This is a genomic window from Actinomyces sp. 594, from assembly GCF_019325145.1.
In the GTDB taxonomy this organism is placed as follows: domain Bacteria; phylum Actinomycetota; class Actinomycetes; order Actinomycetales; family Actinomycetaceae; genus Actinomyces.
This window is the reverse complement of the sequence record NZ_PIZC01000048.1, coordinates 965-19,973: the sequence shown is the minus strand read 5'-3', so window position 1 is coordinate 19,973 and position 19,009 is coordinate 965. Positions and strand designations below refer to the sequence as shown.

The 19,009-nt window shown below is 69.8% G+C and carries 16 protein-coding genes; 5 read left to right on the top strand and 11 right to left on the bottom strand.

Annotated features, from left to right (window positions below; all coding sequences use genetic code 11):
- Positions 1-9 precede the first annotated feature (9 nt).
- The 3 genes from GZ998_RS07935 to GZ998_RS13395 all read right to left on the bottom strand — a co-directional run bounded on the left by GZ998_RS07935 (position 10) and on the right by GZ998_RS13395 (position 3,796).
- A complete protein-coding gene (locus GZ998_RS07935) occupies positions 10-1,485 on the bottom strand; it encodes a serine/threonine-protein kinase (RefSeq protein WP_374939184.1) in 1,476 nt (491 codons plus the stop codon).
- Positions 1,482-2,819 carry an FHA domain-containing protein gene (locus GZ998_RS07930; protein ID WP_308807188.1) on the bottom strand — a complete coding sequence of 446 codons (1,338 nt, stop codon included), beginning with the start codon at positions 2,817-2,819 and terminating at the stop codon, positions 1,482-1,484. Before GZ998_RS07930 ends, GZ998_RS07935 begins: the two co-directional genes overlap by 4 nt.
- A gap of 248 nt (positions 2,820-3,067) precedes the next feature.
- Complete coding sequence (locus tag GZ998_RS13395) at positions 3,068-3,796, bottom strand: FHA domain-containing protein (protein ID WP_162679212.1); 729 nt, start codon at positions 3,794-3,796, stop codon at positions 3,068-3,070.
- A gap of 62 nt (positions 3,797-3,858) precedes the next feature.
- Between GZ998_RS13395 and GZ998_RS07920 the strand changes: the two genes are divergently transcribed.
- Positions 3,859-4,446, top strand: coding sequence for a hypothetical protein (locus GZ998_RS07920; protein ID WP_219109532.1), 588 nt, complete (start codon positions 3,859-3,861; stop codon positions 4,444-4,446).
- A gap of 103 nt (positions 4,447-4,549) precedes the next feature.
- On the opposite strand, the gene GZ998_RS07915 is transcribed toward GZ998_RS07920, so the two are convergent.
- The 7 genes from GZ998_RS07915 to metG all read right to left on the bottom strand — a co-directional run bounded on the left by GZ998_RS07915 (position 4,550) and on the right by metG (position 13,588).
- Entirely contained in the window at positions 4,550-6,397 is a 1,848-nt protein-coding gene (locus GZ998_RS07915; protein ID WP_219109531.1) for an ABC-F family ATP-binding cassette domain-containing protein, read from the bottom strand.
- The gene (locus GZ998_RS07910) at positions 6,397-7,368 is read right to left on the bottom strand and encodes a 4-(cytidine 5'-diphospho)-2-C-methyl-D-erythritol kinase (RefSeq protein WP_219109530.1); all 972 of its coding nucleotides are present in this window, start codon (positions 7,366-7,368) and stop codon (positions 6,397-6,399) included. The genes GZ998_RS07915 and GZ998_RS07910 overlap by 1 nt, the downstream gene beginning before the upstream one ends.
- Positions 7,369-7,436: 68 nt before the next feature.
- Entirely contained in the window at positions 7,437-8,414 is a 978-nt protein-coding gene (gene rsmA, locus GZ998_RS07905) for a 16S rRNA (adenine(1518)-N(6)/adenine(1519)-N(6))-dimethyltransferase RsmA (RefSeq protein ID WP_308807187.1), read from the bottom strand.
- A gap of 185 nt (positions 8,415-8,599) precedes the next feature.
- Positions 8,600-9,454: a resuscitation-promoting factor gene (locus tag GZ998_RS13330; RefSeq protein ID WP_162679306.1), complete on the bottom strand. Its 855-nt coding sequence runs from the start codon at positions 9,452-9,454 to the stop codon at positions 8,600-8,602.
- Between the two features lie 332 nt (positions 9,455-9,786).
- Entirely contained in the window at positions 9,787-10,728 is a 942-nt protein-coding gene (locus GZ998_RS07895) for a G5 domain-containing protein (RefSeq protein ID WP_162679307.1), read from the bottom strand.
- 80 nt (positions 10,729-10,808) lie between these two features.
- Entirely contained in the window at positions 10,809-11,741 is a 933-nt protein-coding gene (locus GZ998_RS07890) for a TatD family hydrolase (protein WP_162679308.1), read from the bottom strand.
- Positions 11,738-13,588 carry a methionine--tRNA ligase gene (gene metG, locus GZ998_RS07885; protein WP_162679309.1) on the bottom strand — a complete coding sequence of 617 codons (1,851 nt, stop codon included), beginning with the start codon at positions 13,586-13,588 and terminating at the stop codon, positions 11,738-11,740. Before metG ends, GZ998_RS07890 begins: the two co-directional genes overlap by 4 nt.
- 133 nt (positions 13,589-13,721) lie before the next feature.
- Between metG and GZ998_RS07880 the strand changes: the two genes are divergently transcribed.
- The 3 genes from GZ998_RS07880 to GZ998_RS07870 all read left to right on the top strand — a co-directional run bounded on the left by GZ998_RS07880 (position 13,722) and on the right by GZ998_RS07870 (position 15,986).
- The gene (locus tag GZ998_RS07880; protein WP_219109529.1) at positions 13,722-14,210 is read left to right on the top strand and encodes a hypothetical protein; all 489 of its coding nucleotides are present in this window, start codon (positions 13,722-13,724) and stop codon (positions 14,208-14,210) included.
- Between the two features lie 198 nt (positions 14,211-14,408).
- A complete protein-coding gene (locus GZ998_RS07875) occupies positions 14,409-15,050 on the top strand; it encodes a hypothetical protein (protein WP_219109528.1) in 642 nt (213 codons plus the stop codon).
- A gap of 87 nt (positions 15,051-15,137) precedes the next feature.
- Positions 15,138-15,986: a hypothetical protein gene (locus GZ998_RS07870; RefSeq protein WP_219109527.1), complete on the top strand. Its 849-nt coding sequence runs from the start codon at positions 15,138-15,140 to the stop codon at positions 15,984-15,986.
- Between the two features lie 55 nt (positions 15,987-16,041).
- Here the strand turns inward: GZ998_RS07870 and rsmI are convergent, their stop codons facing one another.
- The gene (gene rsmI / locus GZ998_RS07865; protein ID WP_237564267.1) at positions 16,042-16,998 is read right to left on the bottom strand and encodes a 16S rRNA (cytidine(1402)-2'-O)-methyltransferase; all 957 of its coding nucleotides are present in this window, start codon (positions 16,996-16,998) and stop codon (positions 16,042-16,044) included.
- Between the two features lie 75 nt (positions 16,999-17,073).
- Here rsmI and GZ998_RS07860 point away from each other — a divergent pair, with 75 nt between their 5' ends.
- Positions 17,074-18,984 carry a dolichyl-phosphate-mannose--protein mannosyltransferase gene (locus tag GZ998_RS07860; RefSeq protein ID WP_162679313.1) on the top strand — a complete coding sequence of 637 codons (1,911 nt, stop codon included), beginning with the start codon at positions 17,074-17,076 and terminating at the stop codon, positions 18,982-18,984.
- Positions 18,985-19,009: the final 25 nt, after the last annotated feature.

Sequence of the window (19,009 nt, the reverse complement as noted above, 5' to 3'; positions counted from 1 at the left end):
CGCCCCGCCTTAACCCGCCTCGGCGGCCCCCGCCGCGCTCGTATCCACGCAGGCCCCCGCGGCCGCAGAGGTCCTGCCGTCCGCACGCACGGAGTAAACCTCTATGCACGTGCTTCCCTGACGCGCCGGCAGCTGGACCGTCGTCGCCTGCGTCGACTGCATGGCGGCGTCGGCGCCCCCGGCCACGTCCTCGCGGAACAGGAAGCTGCCGTCCCACTCGTCCTCGGGCGCCTCCCAGCTGAAGGTGACGGTGCTCCCGTCCTCAGACAGGGCGCCGACCAGGCCGCGTGGCGGGGACACGGATGCCCCGAGCGGATCCGCGCTGGCGACGGGCGCGAGCGTGGCGAAGGTGGCCTCCGGCCGACTGTGCTCGGCCATGCGCGAGGCCAGGACCGCGGCTGTCACCGCGACGGCGGTGACAGCTACCGCCGTCGCCCCGATAAGCAGCCGCGAGCGCCGGGTGCCGGCGTCCTGCTCCCCGTCGGCCCCAGCGTCGACGTCGACTACCGGTACGTGCGTGGCCGCCTCGGCCACGGGCTCGAACACTCCCAGGCGGGTGGCATTGGTGTCATCCAGCAGGTCGTCATCATGGGGAACCTCCGAGTCCGTCGCCGCATGGAAGAGGTCCACCGCTGTCATCGGCAGTCCCAGTTCTGCCTCCACCTGCTGCAGCGCGCGGGCGAATGCCAGCGCCGTCGGGTAGCGGCGGGCGGGGTCCTTGGCCATGGCGACGCTGAGCACGCGGTACAGGGACGGCGGTGCGTCCTGGCGGCCCAACGGCGGCAGCGGGTCCTTGATGATGCGGCGGGACAACTCGTACACCGAGTCGGAGGCATCGGGAATCTCGAACGGGCTGCGGCCGGTGAGCATGGCGTATGCGGTTGCCGCCAGTGAGTAGATGTCGGACGCGGGGTCTGCCAGGTGCGAGCCGACCAGTTGCTCGGGCGGAGCCCAGGGGACGCTCATACCGCGTAGCTCGTCATCCTCGCCGCGCGGACCGCTCATGGCGGAGATCCCGAAGTCTGACAGCACGGGACGGCGGTAGGCGGTGAACAGGATGTTGGCGGGCTTAATGTCCCGGTGCACGATACCGACCCGGTGCGCGGACTCGACTGCTCCGGCGATCTGAATGGTGGTGCTCAGGGCGTCCGCAACGCTGAGCGGTCCGCGCCGCAGGACCATGCTCAGCTGCGGCGGGGGGCAGTACTCCATCACCAGGAACAGGCGGCCGTCCGCCGCGGTGCCCGCTCCATAGATCGAGAGGATCGCCGGGTGGGAGGAGACCCGCGCCATTAGGTTGGCCTCGGACTCGAAGCGTGAGGCCGGACCGCCGCTGACGCCGCAGTTCATGATCTTGACGGCGACTTCCCGCTGCGGCATGTGCTGCTCGTACAGATAGACCCGTGAGTAGCCCCCTGCCCCCAGGTCCCGCATGTAGGTGAATCCTGGGATCGGCGGAGGAGAGCTCTCACGGTCCGTGCTCACGGCAGGTCCTCCAGCAGGAGCGACTGCCCGTCACCCAGGTCGAGTATGTCACCACTGCGCAGCAGCACCGGCTCCGTGGAGGACATGCGCATCGGGGAGACCCCGTCGCGCCGCAGCACCGTGCCGTTGCTGGACGACAGGCTACGGGCCAGCACCGACCACTCGTCCAGCTGGATGAGCAGGTGGTTGCGGGAGATCACCTGCTCCGGGCTGGGCACAGTGATCAGGGCCGGTGCTGCGCCATTGAGCTCGTTTACCCGCTCCGGGGAGGGCTCGCGACCGATCAGCACGGGCCGGTCGAGGACGACCTCGCCCCCGGAGGAGACACGTACCCGCCCCAGCGGCGGGCAGGCGATGATCCGCGCCGGCTGGGTCAGCTCGGCACCGCACTCGCGGCAGCTCACGTAGTTGGTGGGGTTGGCGTGTCCCGAGGGGCAGATGACGGACAGCGCCATGCGTGTGACCTCAGTGTCGGGAACCTCGGTGTCGGCCTCCGCCGGGGCCTCCTCCCGGGGCTCCGGCTCCGGCAGCATGCTGCCCAGCTCATCGACTAGCTCCTCGGGCAGGTCCGCCACCGTCCAGCCGTCGTGGTCCCCAGGGACGTCGGCCCGGTCAACCGACTGCACCGGCGCGAGCTCGGCCGTGTCGGGCTCTGCCGCGGTCCCCGCAGGAGCCTCAGCCGTCGCCTCCGGCGCGGCCTCCGGGGCGGGGTTGGGGGCCTTCGGCGCCGCCTCCTGCCCGGCCGCAGGTGCGGCTACGCGCTCCTCGGGCTCCCGGGGTGGGGCTGCAGGCGCCGTGGCATCGGCGCGCGCCTCCGCCGCGGGAGCTTGTGCCGCGCTGCCGTGATCGGTGTGTGCCGCCGCGGTATCGGCGGTGTCAGCATCGGTAGGGAATCGCAGCTCCAGGCGGGAGGCCCGCACCACGGCGTCGACGACGGGCCGGCCCACCGTGCCCGGCTCCTCGGGTGCCGCTAGCACGATATTCGCCTCACCGGGGATGAAGGACTCCATCCACGTAGCCACGCCTGCGGCGTCAAAGCCCTGACCGTCTATCTCAAGGCTGGGGGCGCCCCGTAGCGCCAAGTGGGTACCCGACTTCTCCAGGATGACCAGGCCGAAGTCCGGGATGCGTGAGAGGTGGCCACCAGTTCCCATCACAAGACGGTCAAGGATGGCAGTTAGGGACCCACCTTCATCTCGCAGCAGCCGCCACAGCCCGGCAACCAGCTCCTCGGGCACCGACTGCGGCAGCAGCAGCGCTCCCCGCGGCGTAACCGCGGCACTCCAGGTCCCTTCCATCCACAGCGTCTCGCGTTCGGCGCTCTTGTCGGTCACGTTTTCTCCTTCAACAAGTGGCTAGACGGCGCCGAGCAATCGCCGCGCTTTTGGGCAGTGTCTCATAGACGGCCGCAGCCGCCAATCGCCTTGCTCAGCGGAATTCATCACCACCCATTCAGGCATCCCGGGTCGCGTGTACAGGATCGTATGCGCAGGAGGATAGAGGCGCCCCTCCGGCCACCCGGAAGAACCCACGCTCTCATGCGGAGCCCATGCGGAAAATGCTGCGGCCCGGCACAGGCCCGTCACCGAATCACGCACTCGGTGTCCCCGAAGTACACCCGCCGCCCCCGTTCCACGACCTGCGCCTGCCCGGGGTGCAGCCGGTGGATGCCCTCGGAGTCCTCCGCATGCGTGCCGTTGGTGGAGTGCAGGTCAGTCACGCGCATACCGCCGCGCACGGGTTCCAGCAGCGCATGGGTCTTGGAGACCGAGGGGTCGTCCTGGAAGCTCGGCAGTAGGCGGCTGGTCCTGCCGGGAAGCGGGTCCGGCGCCCGGCCCAGCACCGTCGGCTGCGTAACGGTCAGCAGGTGCCCGTTGGCCGCGACCAGTTGCACCGGCTTCGGGTCGCGCTCCTGGGCGATGACCACCGTGCCCGCCATGCGGTCATACCAAGTGCGCCGCCAGCCGCCGTCGTCGGTACTCATGACCATGACCACGGGGAGCACCCCGAAGGTAGGCAGCGCCGCCAGGGAGAACAGCCAGGCGCGCTCGACCGCGGCCCACCCCGGCGGGTCCGTGGGCCGAATCGCCCGCCGCAAGCGCACGGAGACCAGCGCCTGCCCGGGGCTTGCGCCCGTACGCGCCTGGACCAGGATCATCAGCCCGGCCACGGCAGTGCCCGCAGCTAGGCGAGCGGCCGGCGGCAGCGGCACCAGTACCCCCACAGCCGCGATGAGCGCGATATCCACCACGCCGGCGATCACGCGCCTAACCCGGGAGGCTGGAAGCGGAGAGGGTGCGGAAGCGGCCACAGCAACAGCATAGGTCTTGCGGAGTCGGCTATATTGCACAGGTCTGTTAAAGGAGTAGCACAATGCAGATCGCCGTCACCCCGGATCCGGGGAGCTGGGTCGTCATCCCTGAGTTCCCCCCACCGGGATGGGCCCGTATGGAAGCGCAGACCCGCAGTCTGCTCTTAGACATGACCGGCCCGCAGTGGCGGGCCGCCTTCGCTAACCTCCTGGAGGAGCTGCGACGCACCGAACGGGGCACGGCCCTGGCCCGGCTGCTGCACGTAGGCGAGGGAGGGCACCAGATCTTCGCTGTCGACCTCAGCCTGGTGATCGCTCAGGACGACGGTTCCAAGGAGGGGCGTCGCGCCACCCAGCGCGCCCTGATCGCCGAGCTGCTGCCGCGTCCGCACGAGCCCCAGCGGCTGCGGCCAGCACCGCGAATGGCCGGCTTCCAGGCCGTCTCTGAAGACACCGAGGCAGGCACGACCAATCGCCCCAGTGCCGTCGTCGTCCTGCGCATGGCGGGCCTGCCGACGGTCCCGGTCGACCTGGTCATGAAGGCCTGGAAGGCCACTCCGGAGATTGTCGCCTCCGCGCTGGATGACATGGTCGCTCTTGGCCACGTAGTCGCCCCCGTGGAGGCCCTGCCGCGAACACCGGAGAGCTGAGCCGACCCGGACGGACGGCTTGCTCCAGCCGCCGAGCCGGTATCGGCGTTCTGCTCGTGCCGGGACCGCGCGCCCGCTGCGGCCCGGGAGTGCCTCCGGCGCCTCAGTACTCGGCGGCCTCAGCGGCTTGCAGCCATTGGGCCTCCAGGTCGGCCTGCTCGGACTCGGCCTGCGCCAGTTGCCTCCCCAGTTCGGTCAGCTCGTCGACTTGCAGCTGCGCGGAGGCCTGCTCCATGCGGCGGTGCAAGTCGTCTATGTGCGAGGTGGTCCGGTCCAGTCGGCGTTCGATGCTTGCCAGCTGCTTGCGGGCGGCATGCACGGCGGCACCATTGCGCTCCGGGGCCGGAGGGGCGCTCCGGGCTGCCGCTTCAGCATCCGCTTCCGCCTCACGGCGCAGTTGCAGGTACTGCTCCACTCCCCCGGGCAGGTCACGAATAGTCCCGTCACCGAGCAGGGCGATCTGGTGGTCGGTGACGCGTTCCAGCAGGTAGCGGTCGTGGGACACCACCACGAGGGTGCCGGGGAAGGTATCCAGCAGGTCCTCCACGGCGGTGAGGGTGTCGGTGTCCAGGTCGTTGGTGGGCTCATCCAGCAGCAGGACGTTGGGCTGCCCCATCAGCAGCCGCAGCAGCTGCAGGCGGCGCCGTTCACCACCTGAGATCTCCCCCACCCGCGTCCAGGCCCGTGAGCGGGTGAATCCCAGGCGCTCTACCAGCTGGGCGGCGGTGAGCTCCTTCCCACCAACCGTCACCCGCTCGCCAACCATGGCGACGGCGTCAACCACTCGTGCACCGGCCAGCGGATCGAGCTCATGGGTGGTCTGTGACAGGGTGGCGACCGCCACCGTCTTGCCCCGCACCACCCGGCCCCGGGTGGGGGCCTGCGTGCCCTCCAGCAGCCGTAGCAGCGTAGTCTTGCCGGCACCGTTTACACCGACGACGCCGACGCGCTCACCCGGGGCCAACCGCCAGGTCACGCCACTGAGCACCTTTCGCCTGCCATCGGGCGCGGTGGCATCCGTGAACTCCACGCTCACGTCCTCCAGCTCGATGACCTTCTTGCCCAGCCGGGCGGTGGCCATCGCGGTCAGTTCCACGGTATCGCGCGGCGGTGGCACATCGGCGATGAGGGCCTCGGCGGCGTCGATACGGAAACGCGGCTTAGAGGTGCGGGCGGGGGCGCCGCGCCGCAGCCAGGCCAGTTCCTTGCGCAGCAGGTTCTCCCGCTTCTCCGCGGCGGCCGCGGCCTGGCGGGCGCGCTCGGCACGGGCCAGCACGTAGGCGGCGTAACCGCCGTCGTAGGTCTCCACCCGCCCGGGTACCTGGGGGCGGCTGCCGCCGGGGTCGACGCCGGGTACCACCTCCCACACGTGGTTGCACACGGCGTCCAGGAACCAGCGGTCGTGGGTGACGGTAACCAGGGCGCCTGCGTCGCGCCGGCGGGAGAAGCGGGCGGACAAGTGGCGGGCGAGCCAGTCCACGCCCTCCACATCCAGGTGGTTGGTGGGCTCGTCGAGGATGACCAGCTCGGCGTCGGCGGTCAGGGTTGCCGCCAGGGCCACGCGGCGGCGCTGCCCGCCGGAGAGGGATGCGACCGGGGCGTCCAGGTCGAGGTCGGCCAGCAGCCCGGCGTGGATGTCGCGCACCGCCGGGTCGGAGGCCCACTGGTGCTCGGGAGCCTCACCGTGTACGGCACTGCGCACGGTGGCGCCGGGCGCGAATCGATCGGCCTGGGTGAGCATGACGGCTCGCATATCCCCTGCGCGCGTGACGCGACCGGCGTCTGGGGTGCGGGCGCCCGCCAGGAGCGCTAGCAGGGTGGATTTGCCGGCGCCGTTGGGGCCGAGCACGCCGATGCGCTCCCCGTCCTCGATCCCCAGGCTGACTGCGTCGAGCAGTATGCGGGGACCGACTGTGACGCGGACGGACTCGACGCCGAGCAGATGCGCCATCAGCCCACCACCCGGGCCCCGGCTACGGGGGCGTCCACGCGCAGGGCCTGGGCGACCAGTCCGGACGCGGTCAGGGCGTTGGCTACGCGCATGGCCGCGGCAGGATCGGGTGCCAGCGCGGCGATCGTAGGGCCGGATCCGGAGACGATGGCGCGCAGGGCGCCGGCGGACTCGGCCGCCGCGATGATATCCGCCAGTTGCGGGCGCAGGTCTAGCGCGGCCGCCTGCAAGTCGTTGTGCAGTGCGTCCGCCAGGGAGAACGGGTCGCCGTCGCGCAGAGCCGCGGTCAGGGCCGCCGGCACGTCGGCGGGAGCCGTGGCGCCCGGGACGAGTTCGTCGAAGCGGCGGAAGACGGCGGGGGTGGACAGGCCCTGCGCGGACGTTGCGAACACCCAGTGGTAGGTGCCGCGCGCCATTAGCGGGGTTAGCCGGTCGCCCCGGCCATGCCCGACGGCGGTGGCACCCACCAGCGGGAAGGGCACGTCCGCCCCCAGTTCGGCCGCGAGGCCCGCCAGCTCCGCCTGGCTCAGACCGGTGCCCCACAGCGCGTTGCAGGCCAGCAGGGCGGCGGCGGCGTCGGCGGAGCCTCCCGCCATGCCGCCGGCCGCGGGGACGCGCTTGCGCAGCAGCAGGTCGACGCCGTCGCCCACTCCGGTGGTCTGGGCCAGCAGGGTGGCGGCACGCACGGCCAGGTTGGCGGCGTTAGTCGGCACACCGGCGTAGGGCTCTTCCAGGGTGAGGGTGATGGCGCCGTGCAGATCAGCGGCCTGCCGACGGGCGGTGACGGTCTCGATCAGCCGTACGGCCTGGAAGACGGTGGTCAGGGGATGGTAGCCGTCGGCGGCAGGTGCGCCGACGGACAGGAACAGGTTGACCTTTCCGGGTGCCTCCACTCGCACCTGGGTGGATGAACCGGAACGGGGTGGGCGCGGGGTCCCGCCGGCTCCGGGGACGGCATGCAGTGAACTCATGCCTGAACTCATGCCTGAACTCATGCCTGAACTCATGCCTGAGTTAGTACCTGGGTGCATGTCAGGGCTCATGTCTGGCTCCCGGTGTTTGCTGTGCCGCGCGGCGGCCGCTGAGGGGCGATTAGGGGCTCTGGGTCCGACGCTGGCATCCCGGTTTCGGCGAGGGCCTGGGCGAGGGCGGCGAATGCGGTGACGTCGAGTTGTTCTCCGCGGGTAGACGGGTCGATGCCGACTGCGCGGGCGGCCGCCTCCACCTGCTCGGGGCCGCCCGCCAGGGGCGCCAGGGCCTTGCGGAGGGTTTTGCGCCTCTGGGCGAAGGCAGCGTCGATGACGGCGAATACCTGTGCGCGGGTGGCGGTGGTGGCCGGGGGCTCGCGGCGGGTGAGGGTGACGACCGCGGAGTCGACGTTGGGGACGGGCCAGAAGACGCTGCGACCGATGCGGGCGTCCCGGCGCACGGTGCCGTACCAGGCGGCCTTGACGCTGGGCACCCCGTAGGTGCGTGAGCCCGGGGCGGCGGCGAGCCGGTCGGCGACCTCCGCCTGCACCATGACGGTGGCGGTGCGCAGGCCTGGTAGGGCCGCCAGCACGGTGAGCAGTACGGGGACGGCCACGTTGTAGGGCAGATTGGCGACCAGCCGGGTGGGTGGGGCGGCGCCATCCGGTAGCGGCAGCGTCTCGGGGCTGCTGATGGTCAGGGCGTCGGCGGCGAGTACGACCAGGCGATCCGCGGCGGCTGGCAAGCGGCTCGCAACGGTGAGCGGCAGGGCGCGGGCCAGTACGGGGTCGACCTCGACGGCGATTACTCGCGCACCCGTCTCAAGTAGTGCCAGTGTCAGGGAGCCGAGCCCGGGACCGACCTCCAGTACGGTCTCCCCCGGTTGGACCCCGGCCAGGCGCACGATGCGGCGCACTGTGCCGGCGTCGTGAACGAAGTTCTGCCCGCGGGACTTAGCTGGTCGTAATTCCAGCGCTGCGGCGAGGCGCCGGATGTCGGCGGGGCCGAGCAGTCCGGGGGCGGGCTCGCTGGTGTCGGGCGTGGGCACGGGCCCAGCCTATGTCAGGAGCGGCGGCGGGGACGCCGCGACCAACCAGCACCCTGCGGCGGCGGGGACGCCGCGACCAACCAGCACCCTGCGGCGGCGGGGACGCCGCGACCAACCAGCACCCTGCGGCGGCGGGGGATGTATCAGGTGGCAGGCGGCGCTACCGCGCGGTGCGTCGGCTCCGGTCAGAGTAGGCCGAGCTGGGCGGCGCAGTGCGGCCACTGCCCCCAGCCTGCCTGGGCCTGGAGCTTCTTGGCCATGGCGGTCTGGGTGGCGGCGTCGGCCTCATGCGGGTAGCCGGTCCCGCCCATGGCCCGCCAGGTGGGCAGGGAGAACTGGTACAGGCCGTAGAAGCCGTTCCCGGTGTTGGTGGTGGGGTTACCGCCGGACTCGCACTGGGCCAGGGCCGCCCATACCGAGTCGTCACCGGCGGAGGAGCCCGCGGAGGAACTGCTTCCGGTGGAGCCGCCGGAGGATCCCGAGCCCGATGCCGTGGCGCCGCCCCCGCTGGAGCCGCCGGTGGATTCCGTGGCGGCGTCGGTGGATGCGGTGGCGGCGTCATCCGCGACGCTGCCGGTGCCTACCAGCACGACCTCGTCGACCCGTTCGGTTACGACCGCCCGGGAGACCACCTCACGCGCGATCTCCTTGCCGTCCACGCTCGTTACCTGGTAGACCACTCGCGTGACTCCGGCCACACCCTTGGTCTCCACCTTCGTCTCGCCCTCGGGCAGGGAGTCGGTCTGCTGCTCTACCCGTCCGAACTCCTCCGTCACGTCCTCGGCGACCGCGGAGACCGTGGTCTGGTCACCGCCGACCACCAGGTCCGTGCCCTCTCCCGCAGCGACGTCCCCGGCGGTGATGTCCGCGCTTGCCGCCGAGGCCACGACGACGGTCTCCGGCAGGGTCTCGACGTCACCGCCCGGGGCGGTGGCCTGCACTGCGGCGTAGGCACCACCCGAGACGGACAGGGCCAGGGCCGCGGCCACGCCTCCGGCACGTAGCAGGCCGGGTTTGAGCAGATCTTTGACGGGTGTCATGGGGTCCTTTCTCGGTGGCGGCAGCCACCGAACCACTGATCTCGTGATCTCGGTGCCTACCGGACTTCACGCTAGCGAAGCCCACAAGGCCCGGCAATGACATAGGTCACGAGTTGGCGTATGCCCCACGCCGCTCCGGGGCGGCCCGGGCGGAACCGCATGGACTTGCCGGGCGCCGCGGCGACGTGTAGCGGGGTCGCGCGGCATGTGAGGCGTGGCCTGCATTCCTGCATGGTGCCGCTCACGGCAGGGGGTGTGAGGGGCGCGTGCGCCGCGCAGCAGTTCCCGCGGGTGCACCCGCCGAGGCCGGTACGCAGCCGCGGCTGTGGCGGTCAGTACCAGCCGGTGGACTCCGAGTGCGCCCAGGCGGAGCAGGGGCTGCCGTAGCGCTCGGAGATGTAGCCCAGCCCCCAGGTGATCTGAGTGGTGGGGTTGGTGGCCCAGTCGGAGGCCACCGAGCTCATCTTGGAGCCCGGTAGCGACTGCGGAATGCCGTAGGCGCCGGAGGAGGGGTTCTGGGCCTGGTAGTTCCAGCCGGACTCGCGGTTCCACAGGCTGACCAGGCAACTGAACTGGGAGTCGTCCCAGCCGTAGGAGGACATCATCGACTTGGCGATGGACTGCGCCGAGGCGGCTGTGGTGCCGTCACCGGAGGCCGTTGCGGTGGTGGTGGTGCTGGAAGTGCCCTCCGAGCTTGAGGAGTCGGTCGTGTCGGCGCTGCCGGTGCCGACCAGCACCACCTCGTCAACCCGCTCGCTGACCACCGCACGGGAGACCACCTCGCGGGCGATCTCCTTGCCGCCCACGCTTGTCACCCGGTACACCACCCGGGTGACCCCGTTGACTCCCTCGGTCTCCACCTCGGTCTCACCCTCGGCGAGGGAGTCGGTCTCCTTCTCCACCTGCTCGAACTCGTCGGTCACGTCCTCGGTGAGCGATGAGACCTCGGCCACGTCACCGCCAACTACCAGGCCCTCGGCCACGTCCTGGCCCGAGGCTGAGAACGCCTGCATGCGCGCCTGGGACTCGGTGAGGGGGGCGATGTCCGACTCGCCGAACTGAGTAGCGGCGTAGGCGCCGCCTGAAACCGCCAGTGAGAAGGCTGCGGCCACCCCGCCCGCGCGGTACATCACCGGGGATACGGAGGTCTTCGCCGGACCTGCGGCGCGGCGGCGGCCATGCGCTTCAGTAGTGCTAGTGAGGCTCTTCGAGGCTAGGGCTCCGAGCTCAACCAGGGTTGTGCTCAAGGAACTGCTCTGGGAGTGACGACCCACGGGAATTCTTCCTAACGGTTGACAACTGCTGATCACGCTAACCGACTACGCGTCACCTCAGCAACATAACCTGACCCATTTCACAGCCATGTGCCGTAGACCTGAGCGGTGTTGCGCTCCAGCACCACGCCCATATCCGCCTCGCTCATGCCGCGCAATTGTGCGAGAAAACGCACCGTGTCGGGCATCAGGTAGGAGCCGTTGGGGCGGCCGCGCCAGCGCCCCGGAGGCAGGTAGGGGGCGTCGGTCTCCACCAGCAGCAGCTCGTCGGGCACGGCCGCGATGGCCGAACGCAGCTCGTCGTTAGCCGGGTAGGTGATGGGCCCGGCCACGGAGGCGTACCAGCCGTGCTCGGCGCAGGCCTCGGCCAGGGCCACTCCCCCGCTGAAGCAGTGGAAGACCGTGCGCTCGGGGGCGCCGTCGGCCTCAAGAATCTCGACGCATTCGGCGTGGGCGTCGCGGTCGTGGATCTGCAGCGGCAGGTCCAGCTCCTTCGCCAGGGCGATGTGGTCGCGGAAGGCGTCACGCTGGACGGCGGCGCCGCGCGGGCCGGTGCGGAACAGGTCCATGCCGGTCTCCCCGACGGCGACGACGGCGTCCCGGTTGCCGCGTACCAACGCCTCCAGTCGGCTCATGGCCTCATCGAGGGGCTCGTCGTGGTGGGGCCGGTGCACGGGCTCCAGGCCGTCGGGGCCGATCTCCCGCACCCCGGCGTGGGCGACGGCCTCGTTGGGGTGGACGGCCAGGGCGACCCGTACGCCGGGAAGCTCGCGCGCCAGGGCGAGGCTCGGCGTCCAGGTGGGCGTTTCGCATGCGGAGGTGATGATGCCGGTGACTCCGACTGCGGCCGCCCGGGCTACCAGTTCGGCGGCGTCCAGCGGCGCGTCGGCACCGGGCCCGGCGGCGACCTCTCCGGGAACCGGCAGGTGGGTGTGGTTATCGGTGACGGGTGCCGCCAGGGGTGTGACGGCGTCGGCGGGCGGCCAGGAGCGGTCGCGGTGCTTGCGGCTCATGCGCCGGTGACGTCGTCGGGCTGGGAGTTGGCGTAGCGGGCCAGCTCCTCCTCCACGATGCCCTCGTCGAGCTTGACGAAGACGGGCCTCGGCTTGGCGATCGGAGTGCCGACCACCACGGCGTGGCGCTCCCACGTGGGCACGCCGCCGTAGTCGCCGGTGATGATCGGGTAGCCGGTCCGCCCGGCGAAGGCCTCGGGCAGTACCTGCTGGTCGAGCTCGTCCACCTCCTCGATCCGGGGCATGGGGGCGAGGTCGCCGTCGCCGCCCATGACGCGGTCGACGTCGTTGGCGGCGTGCGGCAGGAACGGGGAGAGCATGAGGTTCAGGTCCGTTACCACCTGGGCGAGCGTGTGCAGCACGGTGGCCAGGCGCCGATGGGCGGGGCTGCCCTCCTCCCCCTTGAGCTTGAAGGGCTCGGTGTCGGCAATGTACTTGTTCGCCTCACCCACCAGCCGCATGGCCTCCGCGAGCGCGGCCTTCTGCCGGTGGTGGCGGATCAGGTCGCCGACGGTGGCGAAACCGGCGTCGACGACGTCCAGCAGGGCCCGGTCCACGTCCTCCAGCTCGCCGGGCGCGGGGATGGCGCCGAAGCGCTTGTGGATCATGGCGGCGGTGCGGTTGACCAGGTTGCCCCAGCCGGCCACCAGCTCGCCGTTGGTGCGGCGTACGAACTCCGCCCAGGTGAAGTCAGCGTCGGCGGTCTCGGGGCCGGCGGCGCAGATGAAGTAGCGCAGGGCGTCGGCCTGGTAGCGGGCCAGGAAGTCGCGCACGTAGATGACGATGCCGTGGGAGGAGGAGAACTTGCGGCCCTCCATGGTGAGGAACTCACTGGAGACAACCTCGGTGGGCAGGTTCAGCACGCCCATGTCACCGCTCTCGCCACCGCGATCGCCCTGGCCGTTGTAGCCGAGCAGTTCGGCGGGCCAGATCTGGGAGTGGAAGACGATGTTGTCCTTGCCCATGAAGTAGTAGGACAGGGCCTGCGGGTCGTTCCACCACTGGCGCCAGGCGTCGGGGTCGCCGCTGCGGCGCGCCCACTCGATGGAGGCCGACAGGTAGCCGATGACGGCGTCGAACCACACGTACAGGCGCTTGTTGGGCTGGTCCTCCCAGCCGGGGATGGGGATGCCCCAGTCGATGTCGCGGGTCATGGCGCGCGGCCGGATCTCCGCCAGGATGTTCTTGGAGAAGCGGATGACGTTGGGCCGCCAGGCGCCGGAGGCCTCCCGCTCGTCCAGCCAGACACCCAGCGCGTCGGCCAGGGCGGGCAGGTCCAGGAACCAGTGGGAGGACTCCACGAACTCGGGGGTCTCCCCGTTGATGCGGGAGTGGGGGTCGATCAGGTCGGTGGGGTCGAGCTGGTTGCCGCAGGTGTCGCACTGGTCGCCGCGGGCTCCGGCCGAGCCACAGATCGGGCAGGTGCCCTCGATGTAGCGGTCGGGCAGGGTGCGGCCGGTGGAGGGGGAGATGGCGGAGCGGGTGACCTGCTCGACCATGTAGCCGTTGTCTCGCACGGTGCGGAACATGTCCTGCACCACCCGGTAGTGGTTGCCGGCGGTGGTGCGGGTGAACAGGTCGTAGGACAGGCCCAGGGCCACCAGGTCCTCAACGATGAGCCGGTTGTTGCGGTCGGCGAGCTCGCGCGGGCTGATGCCCTCCTCGTCGGCGGCCACCAGGATGGGGGTGCCGTGCTCGTCAGTGCCGGAAACCATGAGGACGTCGTGGCCGGCCATGCGCATGTAGCGGGAGAAGACGTCGGAGGGGACGCCGAATCCGGCGACGTGTCCGATGTGGCGGGGACCGTTGGCATAGGGCCAGGCGACGGCGGAGAGGATACGGCTCATGGGGGCAGCCTATCCGTTCTGGCGGCCGGGGGCGCCCCGGGTTGTTCTCCCCCTGTGTTTGCGGCTCCGGCACCCCTATGGTGGCGGCGACGAGCACGCCAGGTGTGCGTCATCGACCTTGGAGGAGATCGCGATGCCCCGACCGCCCGCGTTAGGAGCACCGCGAGTCCTGTTGCGCATCGGCGTAGTCCTGTGCCTGGTGGCGCTGGCCGCGCTGGTCATCTGCCTGCCCATGAAACACCCCATCAGGGACCTGCGGGTGCTGGAGCTGGATTCGGCTGGCGAGACCACTGTGCGCCTTGACGGCCAGACAACATATGGACTGTGGGATACCGGAACCGCCGACTGCACCGTCACCGGGCCGGACGGGGAGGAAGTCGCGGTCCTTCCGCCGTCGGAGGAGACGCCAGTGGCCGATCATCGGATTCTCGGAGTGATCGAGGTCGAGGCGACCGGCGATCACACCTTCACGTGCTCCGGGCGGAGGATATCGGTGGGGCGCCTGACCGACCTCCGGATCGTCGACTGCGGTTGGTGGGGAGTGATCGCCGCCACCTGTATGGGCCTCATCGGACTGCCGCTGGCTACGCTCGGGGGGTCTTTGGCACTTTATCGGCAATAGGCGCGTCAGGCTGAACCGGCGCGGCCCCGCCGCAACCACCCGGGAAGTCGTCCGGGATTAGTCGGCGCGCCAACGTCGACCTGCTTCCCGACAACGTCTCGCGTCGCTCACGGAGGCCCCGCGGGCGACACGGCACGTATCGTGAGCGTGATGACACGGCGACCGACGCCACCAACCCCTACCGCACCGGAGTACCCCATGGCCAATCCCCCTTCTCCCGGCTCCCCCTACGCGCACGCGCCCCAGGGCGCAGGCCCTACCAGCCCTTACGGCCCTGCCGCACCGGCCGCGAAGGGACGTAAGGGACCACTGATCCTGCTGCTGTCCGGCGTGCTGCTGATTGTGGCCGCAGTTGTGCTCATCGTGGTGTTCACGGGTATGGCGGCCCGAACCGTGGGCGGCCTGCAGCCGATTTCCGCCAATGGATCGACCGCGGTGCAGCTCGAGCCTACGGCTGTGTACGGCCTGTACGGTAACGGGGACTCGCAGTGCACCGTGACCGCCGCGGACGGCACGGAGGCGGAGGTGAGCGGGCCGTCGTCTAACGTCACTGTCAATGAGCGGCGACTGTTCGGGGTTGTTGAGGCAGGCGTGTCCGGCGACTACACGGTCACGTGCACGACTGACGTCCCCGGAGAGGACGTTTACTTCGGTGAGCTCATCGACGCTCAGGCCATCATGCACAGCGTGTTCAGCATCTTCCTGGTTGTGGGCCTGCTCGTCGCTGGCCTGCCCCTGACCATCGCCGGGGTCATCTGGCTGGTTGCCCGCAGCGCGCACAATAAGCGGGCGCTACAGGCCCAGTCCTCCGCGCCCTTCTCCGGGCGTCCCGGATTCTGAGTCGCCAGGGGCAGTAGGCTGCAGTCAAACGTAGAATTCGTAGGCGAAGCAGCGCCGTGACCGCAACATGAATCCGAGGTGGCAGACGTGACGGTGTGGAATCAGCCCGGCCCGGTTGGCGGTGGCTCACCGCAGCCGCCCCGGGGGGTGGACTCAGATGGCCTACCGTCCCTGAAGGTGCCGCGTATCCTGACGATCGCGGGCGTGGTCACGCTGCTCGTGGGGATCGGTTTATTCGTCACCGCGGTGCAGACGGCGCCGAGCGTGCTGGAGAAGAACGCGGTAGACGTGGAGGATGACGGCACACCGACCGCGCTGATCCTGCTCGCGGACACCGAGTACGGCTTCTATTCGGAAGATGCCAATACCACCTGTACGGTCAGCGACCCCGCAGATACGGTCCTGGATGTTTATCAGCCCGATCACAAGAGCGGACAGCCGCCGCAGGTGCTGGGTTTCCGCTCCACCGACGCCGGTACTTACACGGTTGCCTGCAACGGCGATGCCACAATCACCATCAACGTCTCCAACGTCTCCCCGGAATGGGATAGCAGCGCCCGGCTCGCACTCGCCTCCATCCCCTTCGCCTTGGCGGGGGCTGCCATCACGACGGGCGGAGCAGTCTGGCTGATACTGCGCAGGCGCAAGCGCTCACGCATGGTCGTTTCCCGGCTCTTCGCGCCAGGCCATGCGGGCGCGCCGGCATTCACGGCCTTTCCCCCGGACGCCGGCGCCGTTCACCCGGACGCGACGGCACCGGCCCCGGGCGCATACGCATCGCCACAGCCGCCTAGTGCCCCGTCGGCAACCATGCCGCCTCCAGCTACGCCGGCGCCGCCTGCCGCGAACCCGCCGGCGCCCAACAGTTACGGCTTCGCACCCCAGCAAGTGGTTTACCGTCCCCTCACTCCACCCGATGGCGAGCAGGGCTCCTGACACCTGGCACTCCGGGCGGCCTCCTCCGCCCAGTTGTCGCTCCTTAAGCGCCTGATCAGGCTTCGGCCGCGGGGCCCGTTCCTGCGGCGCGCGCTGCGAGGGCGGCCCGGTAGACCTCGTTCGGGCGAGCGCCCGCCTGGGAGGCCACCTGGGCGGCCGCTGCCTTGAGCCGCATGCCTCCTGCGGCGAGGCGCAGCGCCTGGGCGGCAGCGGTTGCCACGTCAACCCGGCGTGGCGGCGCGCCCGCGACTACCAGCACGACTTCTCCTAGCACACCCGCGGCGGTGGCGTCCGCCAATTCACCCAGGCTTGCCCGCCGCACCTCCTCATGCGTCTTGGTCAGCTCGCGGCACAAGGCGGCTCGCCGGTCCGCGCCGAAGGCCTCCGCCATGGCGAGCAGCGTCTCGTGAGTTCGGCGAGGCGATTCCAGGAACACCATGGTGCGCGGCTGATCGGCGAGTTCAGCCAGGGCTCGGCGCCTGTCACCGGCCTTGCGCGGAAGGAATCCCTCAAAGGTGAAGCGGTCGCTGGCAAGACCGGACAGCACCAGGGCGGCGAGCACTGCGGACGGCCCTGGCGCCACGGTCACAGGTACGTCGGCACCGGCGGCAGCCACAACGAGCCGGAAACCCGGGTCGGAGATCCCGGGCATGCCAGCGTCGGACACGACTAGCACCGATTGCCCCGCGCGGGCGGCCTCCAGCAGTTCCGGGATTCTGTCCGCCTCATTGTGCTCGTGGAATGCCAATACCCGCCCGGTGACACGTGCTCCCATGCGGTGAGCGAGGGCGAATAGGCGGCGTGTGTCCTCTGCGGCCACCACCTCGGCCTGCTCCAGGGCGGCGCGCAGGCGGGCAGAGGCGTCGGCCACGTTTCCGATCGGGGTGGCGGCCAGAGTAATGACTCCCGGCTGCGGTGCGGCGCGGTCCGGCGGTTCTGGGTCCGCCTGCGCGGGTGGCGCGGCGTTCGCAACCCCGGCGGGCGGGGTGGCGTCGCTCATGTCGTTATTCATGGCCTCAGTATGACGGGCCGCCATAGACTCGCAGACGTGACTTCACCCTGTGCTGCTTCACCGGATGATCCCAGCATGCTCGCTCACCCTGGCGCGTCTTCCCAGGCGGCCGAGTCGGGGCTGCAGACCCAGCCAGCCGACGGCGCCCCGGTAGACGATTCTGCGGCGTCCGACGCGGGCGCCTGCGCCAGTGGCGCCCCGCTAAGCGCCTATCCCCCTGCTGTCCTGGGTATTGACGCCGATCCGGCAGCACCGCGCAGCGAGGATCAGCTGCGCTCCCTGCTGGGCCTGGAGCCGGTCGAGGGCGCGCCCTTGCCTCGGCAGGTGCGAGTGAATGGCTGGATAGCCACGGTTGTGGCGGGTGTAGTGGCTGCGTTCACCCGGCTGGTTGGGCTGGGACACCCGCATCAGCTCATGTTTGACGAGATTTACTACGTCAAGGACGGTTATGCGCTGTGGCACAACGGGTACGAGTCGACGTGGTCTGACGACGCCAATGAGCTGTTCGCCCGCGGAGACTTCTCCGCATTGACAACGGAACCAAGCTATGTGGTCCACCCGCAGCTGGGGAAGTGGCTGATCGGCCTGGGAATGCAGATATTCGGGGCGGATTCGCCTTTCGGGTGGCGTTTCATGCCTGCGCTGGCGGGCATACTGACGGTAATCATATTGGCGCGCCTGACGCTGCGACTGACTCGTTCTCCGCTGCTGGCGGGCTTGGCAGGCCTACTACTGGCCATCGACGGCGTCGGGATAACCGAGTCCCGCATCGGTCTGCTGGACATTTTCATCGGCCTGTTCGCCACCGCCGCGCTGTACTGCCTGGTTCGTGATCGCGAGTGGTCGCGGGCGCGGCTGGCTGCGGACCTCGCGGGCACACTCCCGGATTTTAGAGCGCCCCGAGCGCATTTGCGTCCGTGGCTACTGGCGACCGGGCTCATGTTGGGCCTGACCTGCTCAATCAAGTGGTCGGGAGCCTACCTGTTGGCGGCGGTTGGAGTCCTCGTGGTCGCGTGGGATACCCAGGCGCTGCGGCGGGTGCAGGCTAGGGCCTGGTTCCTGGAGGGTCTTGTCGCGCGGGGCGTGGGTGACTTCATTCGTCTGGTGCCGGTGGCCTTCGTCGTGTACCTGGTCGCCGGCTGGGGATCGTGGTTCCTGCACGACGGCGCCTACCGGGATTGGGCGCAGGTGCAGCGGGCCGAGCAGGGGTCTGTAGCGCGCGGGTGGTTGCCGGATGCACTCAACAGCCTGCTTGAGTATCACCTGTCGATGTACAACTTCCACGTCCAACTGGACAGCGAGCATCCATACATGTCCAAACCGATCGGCTGGCTCTTGCAGTTGCGGCCGACGTCGTTCTACTGGCTCAGTGAGCAGGAGATGTCTGGTGCGGACTGCGGCTCAGACCGTTGCATCCAGGCCATCACCTCGATCGGCAACATCCCCATCTGGTGGGGCGCGGTGCTGGCACTGCCATTCGCCGTCGTGGTGCTCGGCGCCCGCAATCGAGACTGGCGCATCTGGGTCCCCCTGATCGGCTACGTCGGCCTGTACCTGCCGTGGTTCATCTACTCCAAGCGGACCATCTTCACCTTCTACACCGTGGCCTTCGTTCCGTGTGTGGTGCTGATCCTGGTCCTGTCCGTCGGCTCGGTTGCAGGCTTGCTCAGGCCCGTGCCCGGCTCGGTGCTGGCCCGGCGTGAGGCGCAGTTGCTGGCCGAGGGGCGTGTCGGCCCGGGGCGCCCGTGGCCCCGGGGCCCGGTGGCGTCCTTCTTCGGTTTCGGTTTGCGTCCGGGCCGCATTCACCTGCCGTCCACCTGGACCGGCGTTCCGACATGGCGGGTACGCTCCGAAGGCGTCGCTCTTATTGGCAGCCTCCTAGTGACTGCGGCAACGTTCGCCTTGCTGTGGTCACCGATATGGACTGGTAAGACTGTGCCCTACACGTTCTGGCTCTGGCACATGTGGTTGGAGTCTTGGGTCTGACTGCTCGAAGGGCGATGATCTAAGG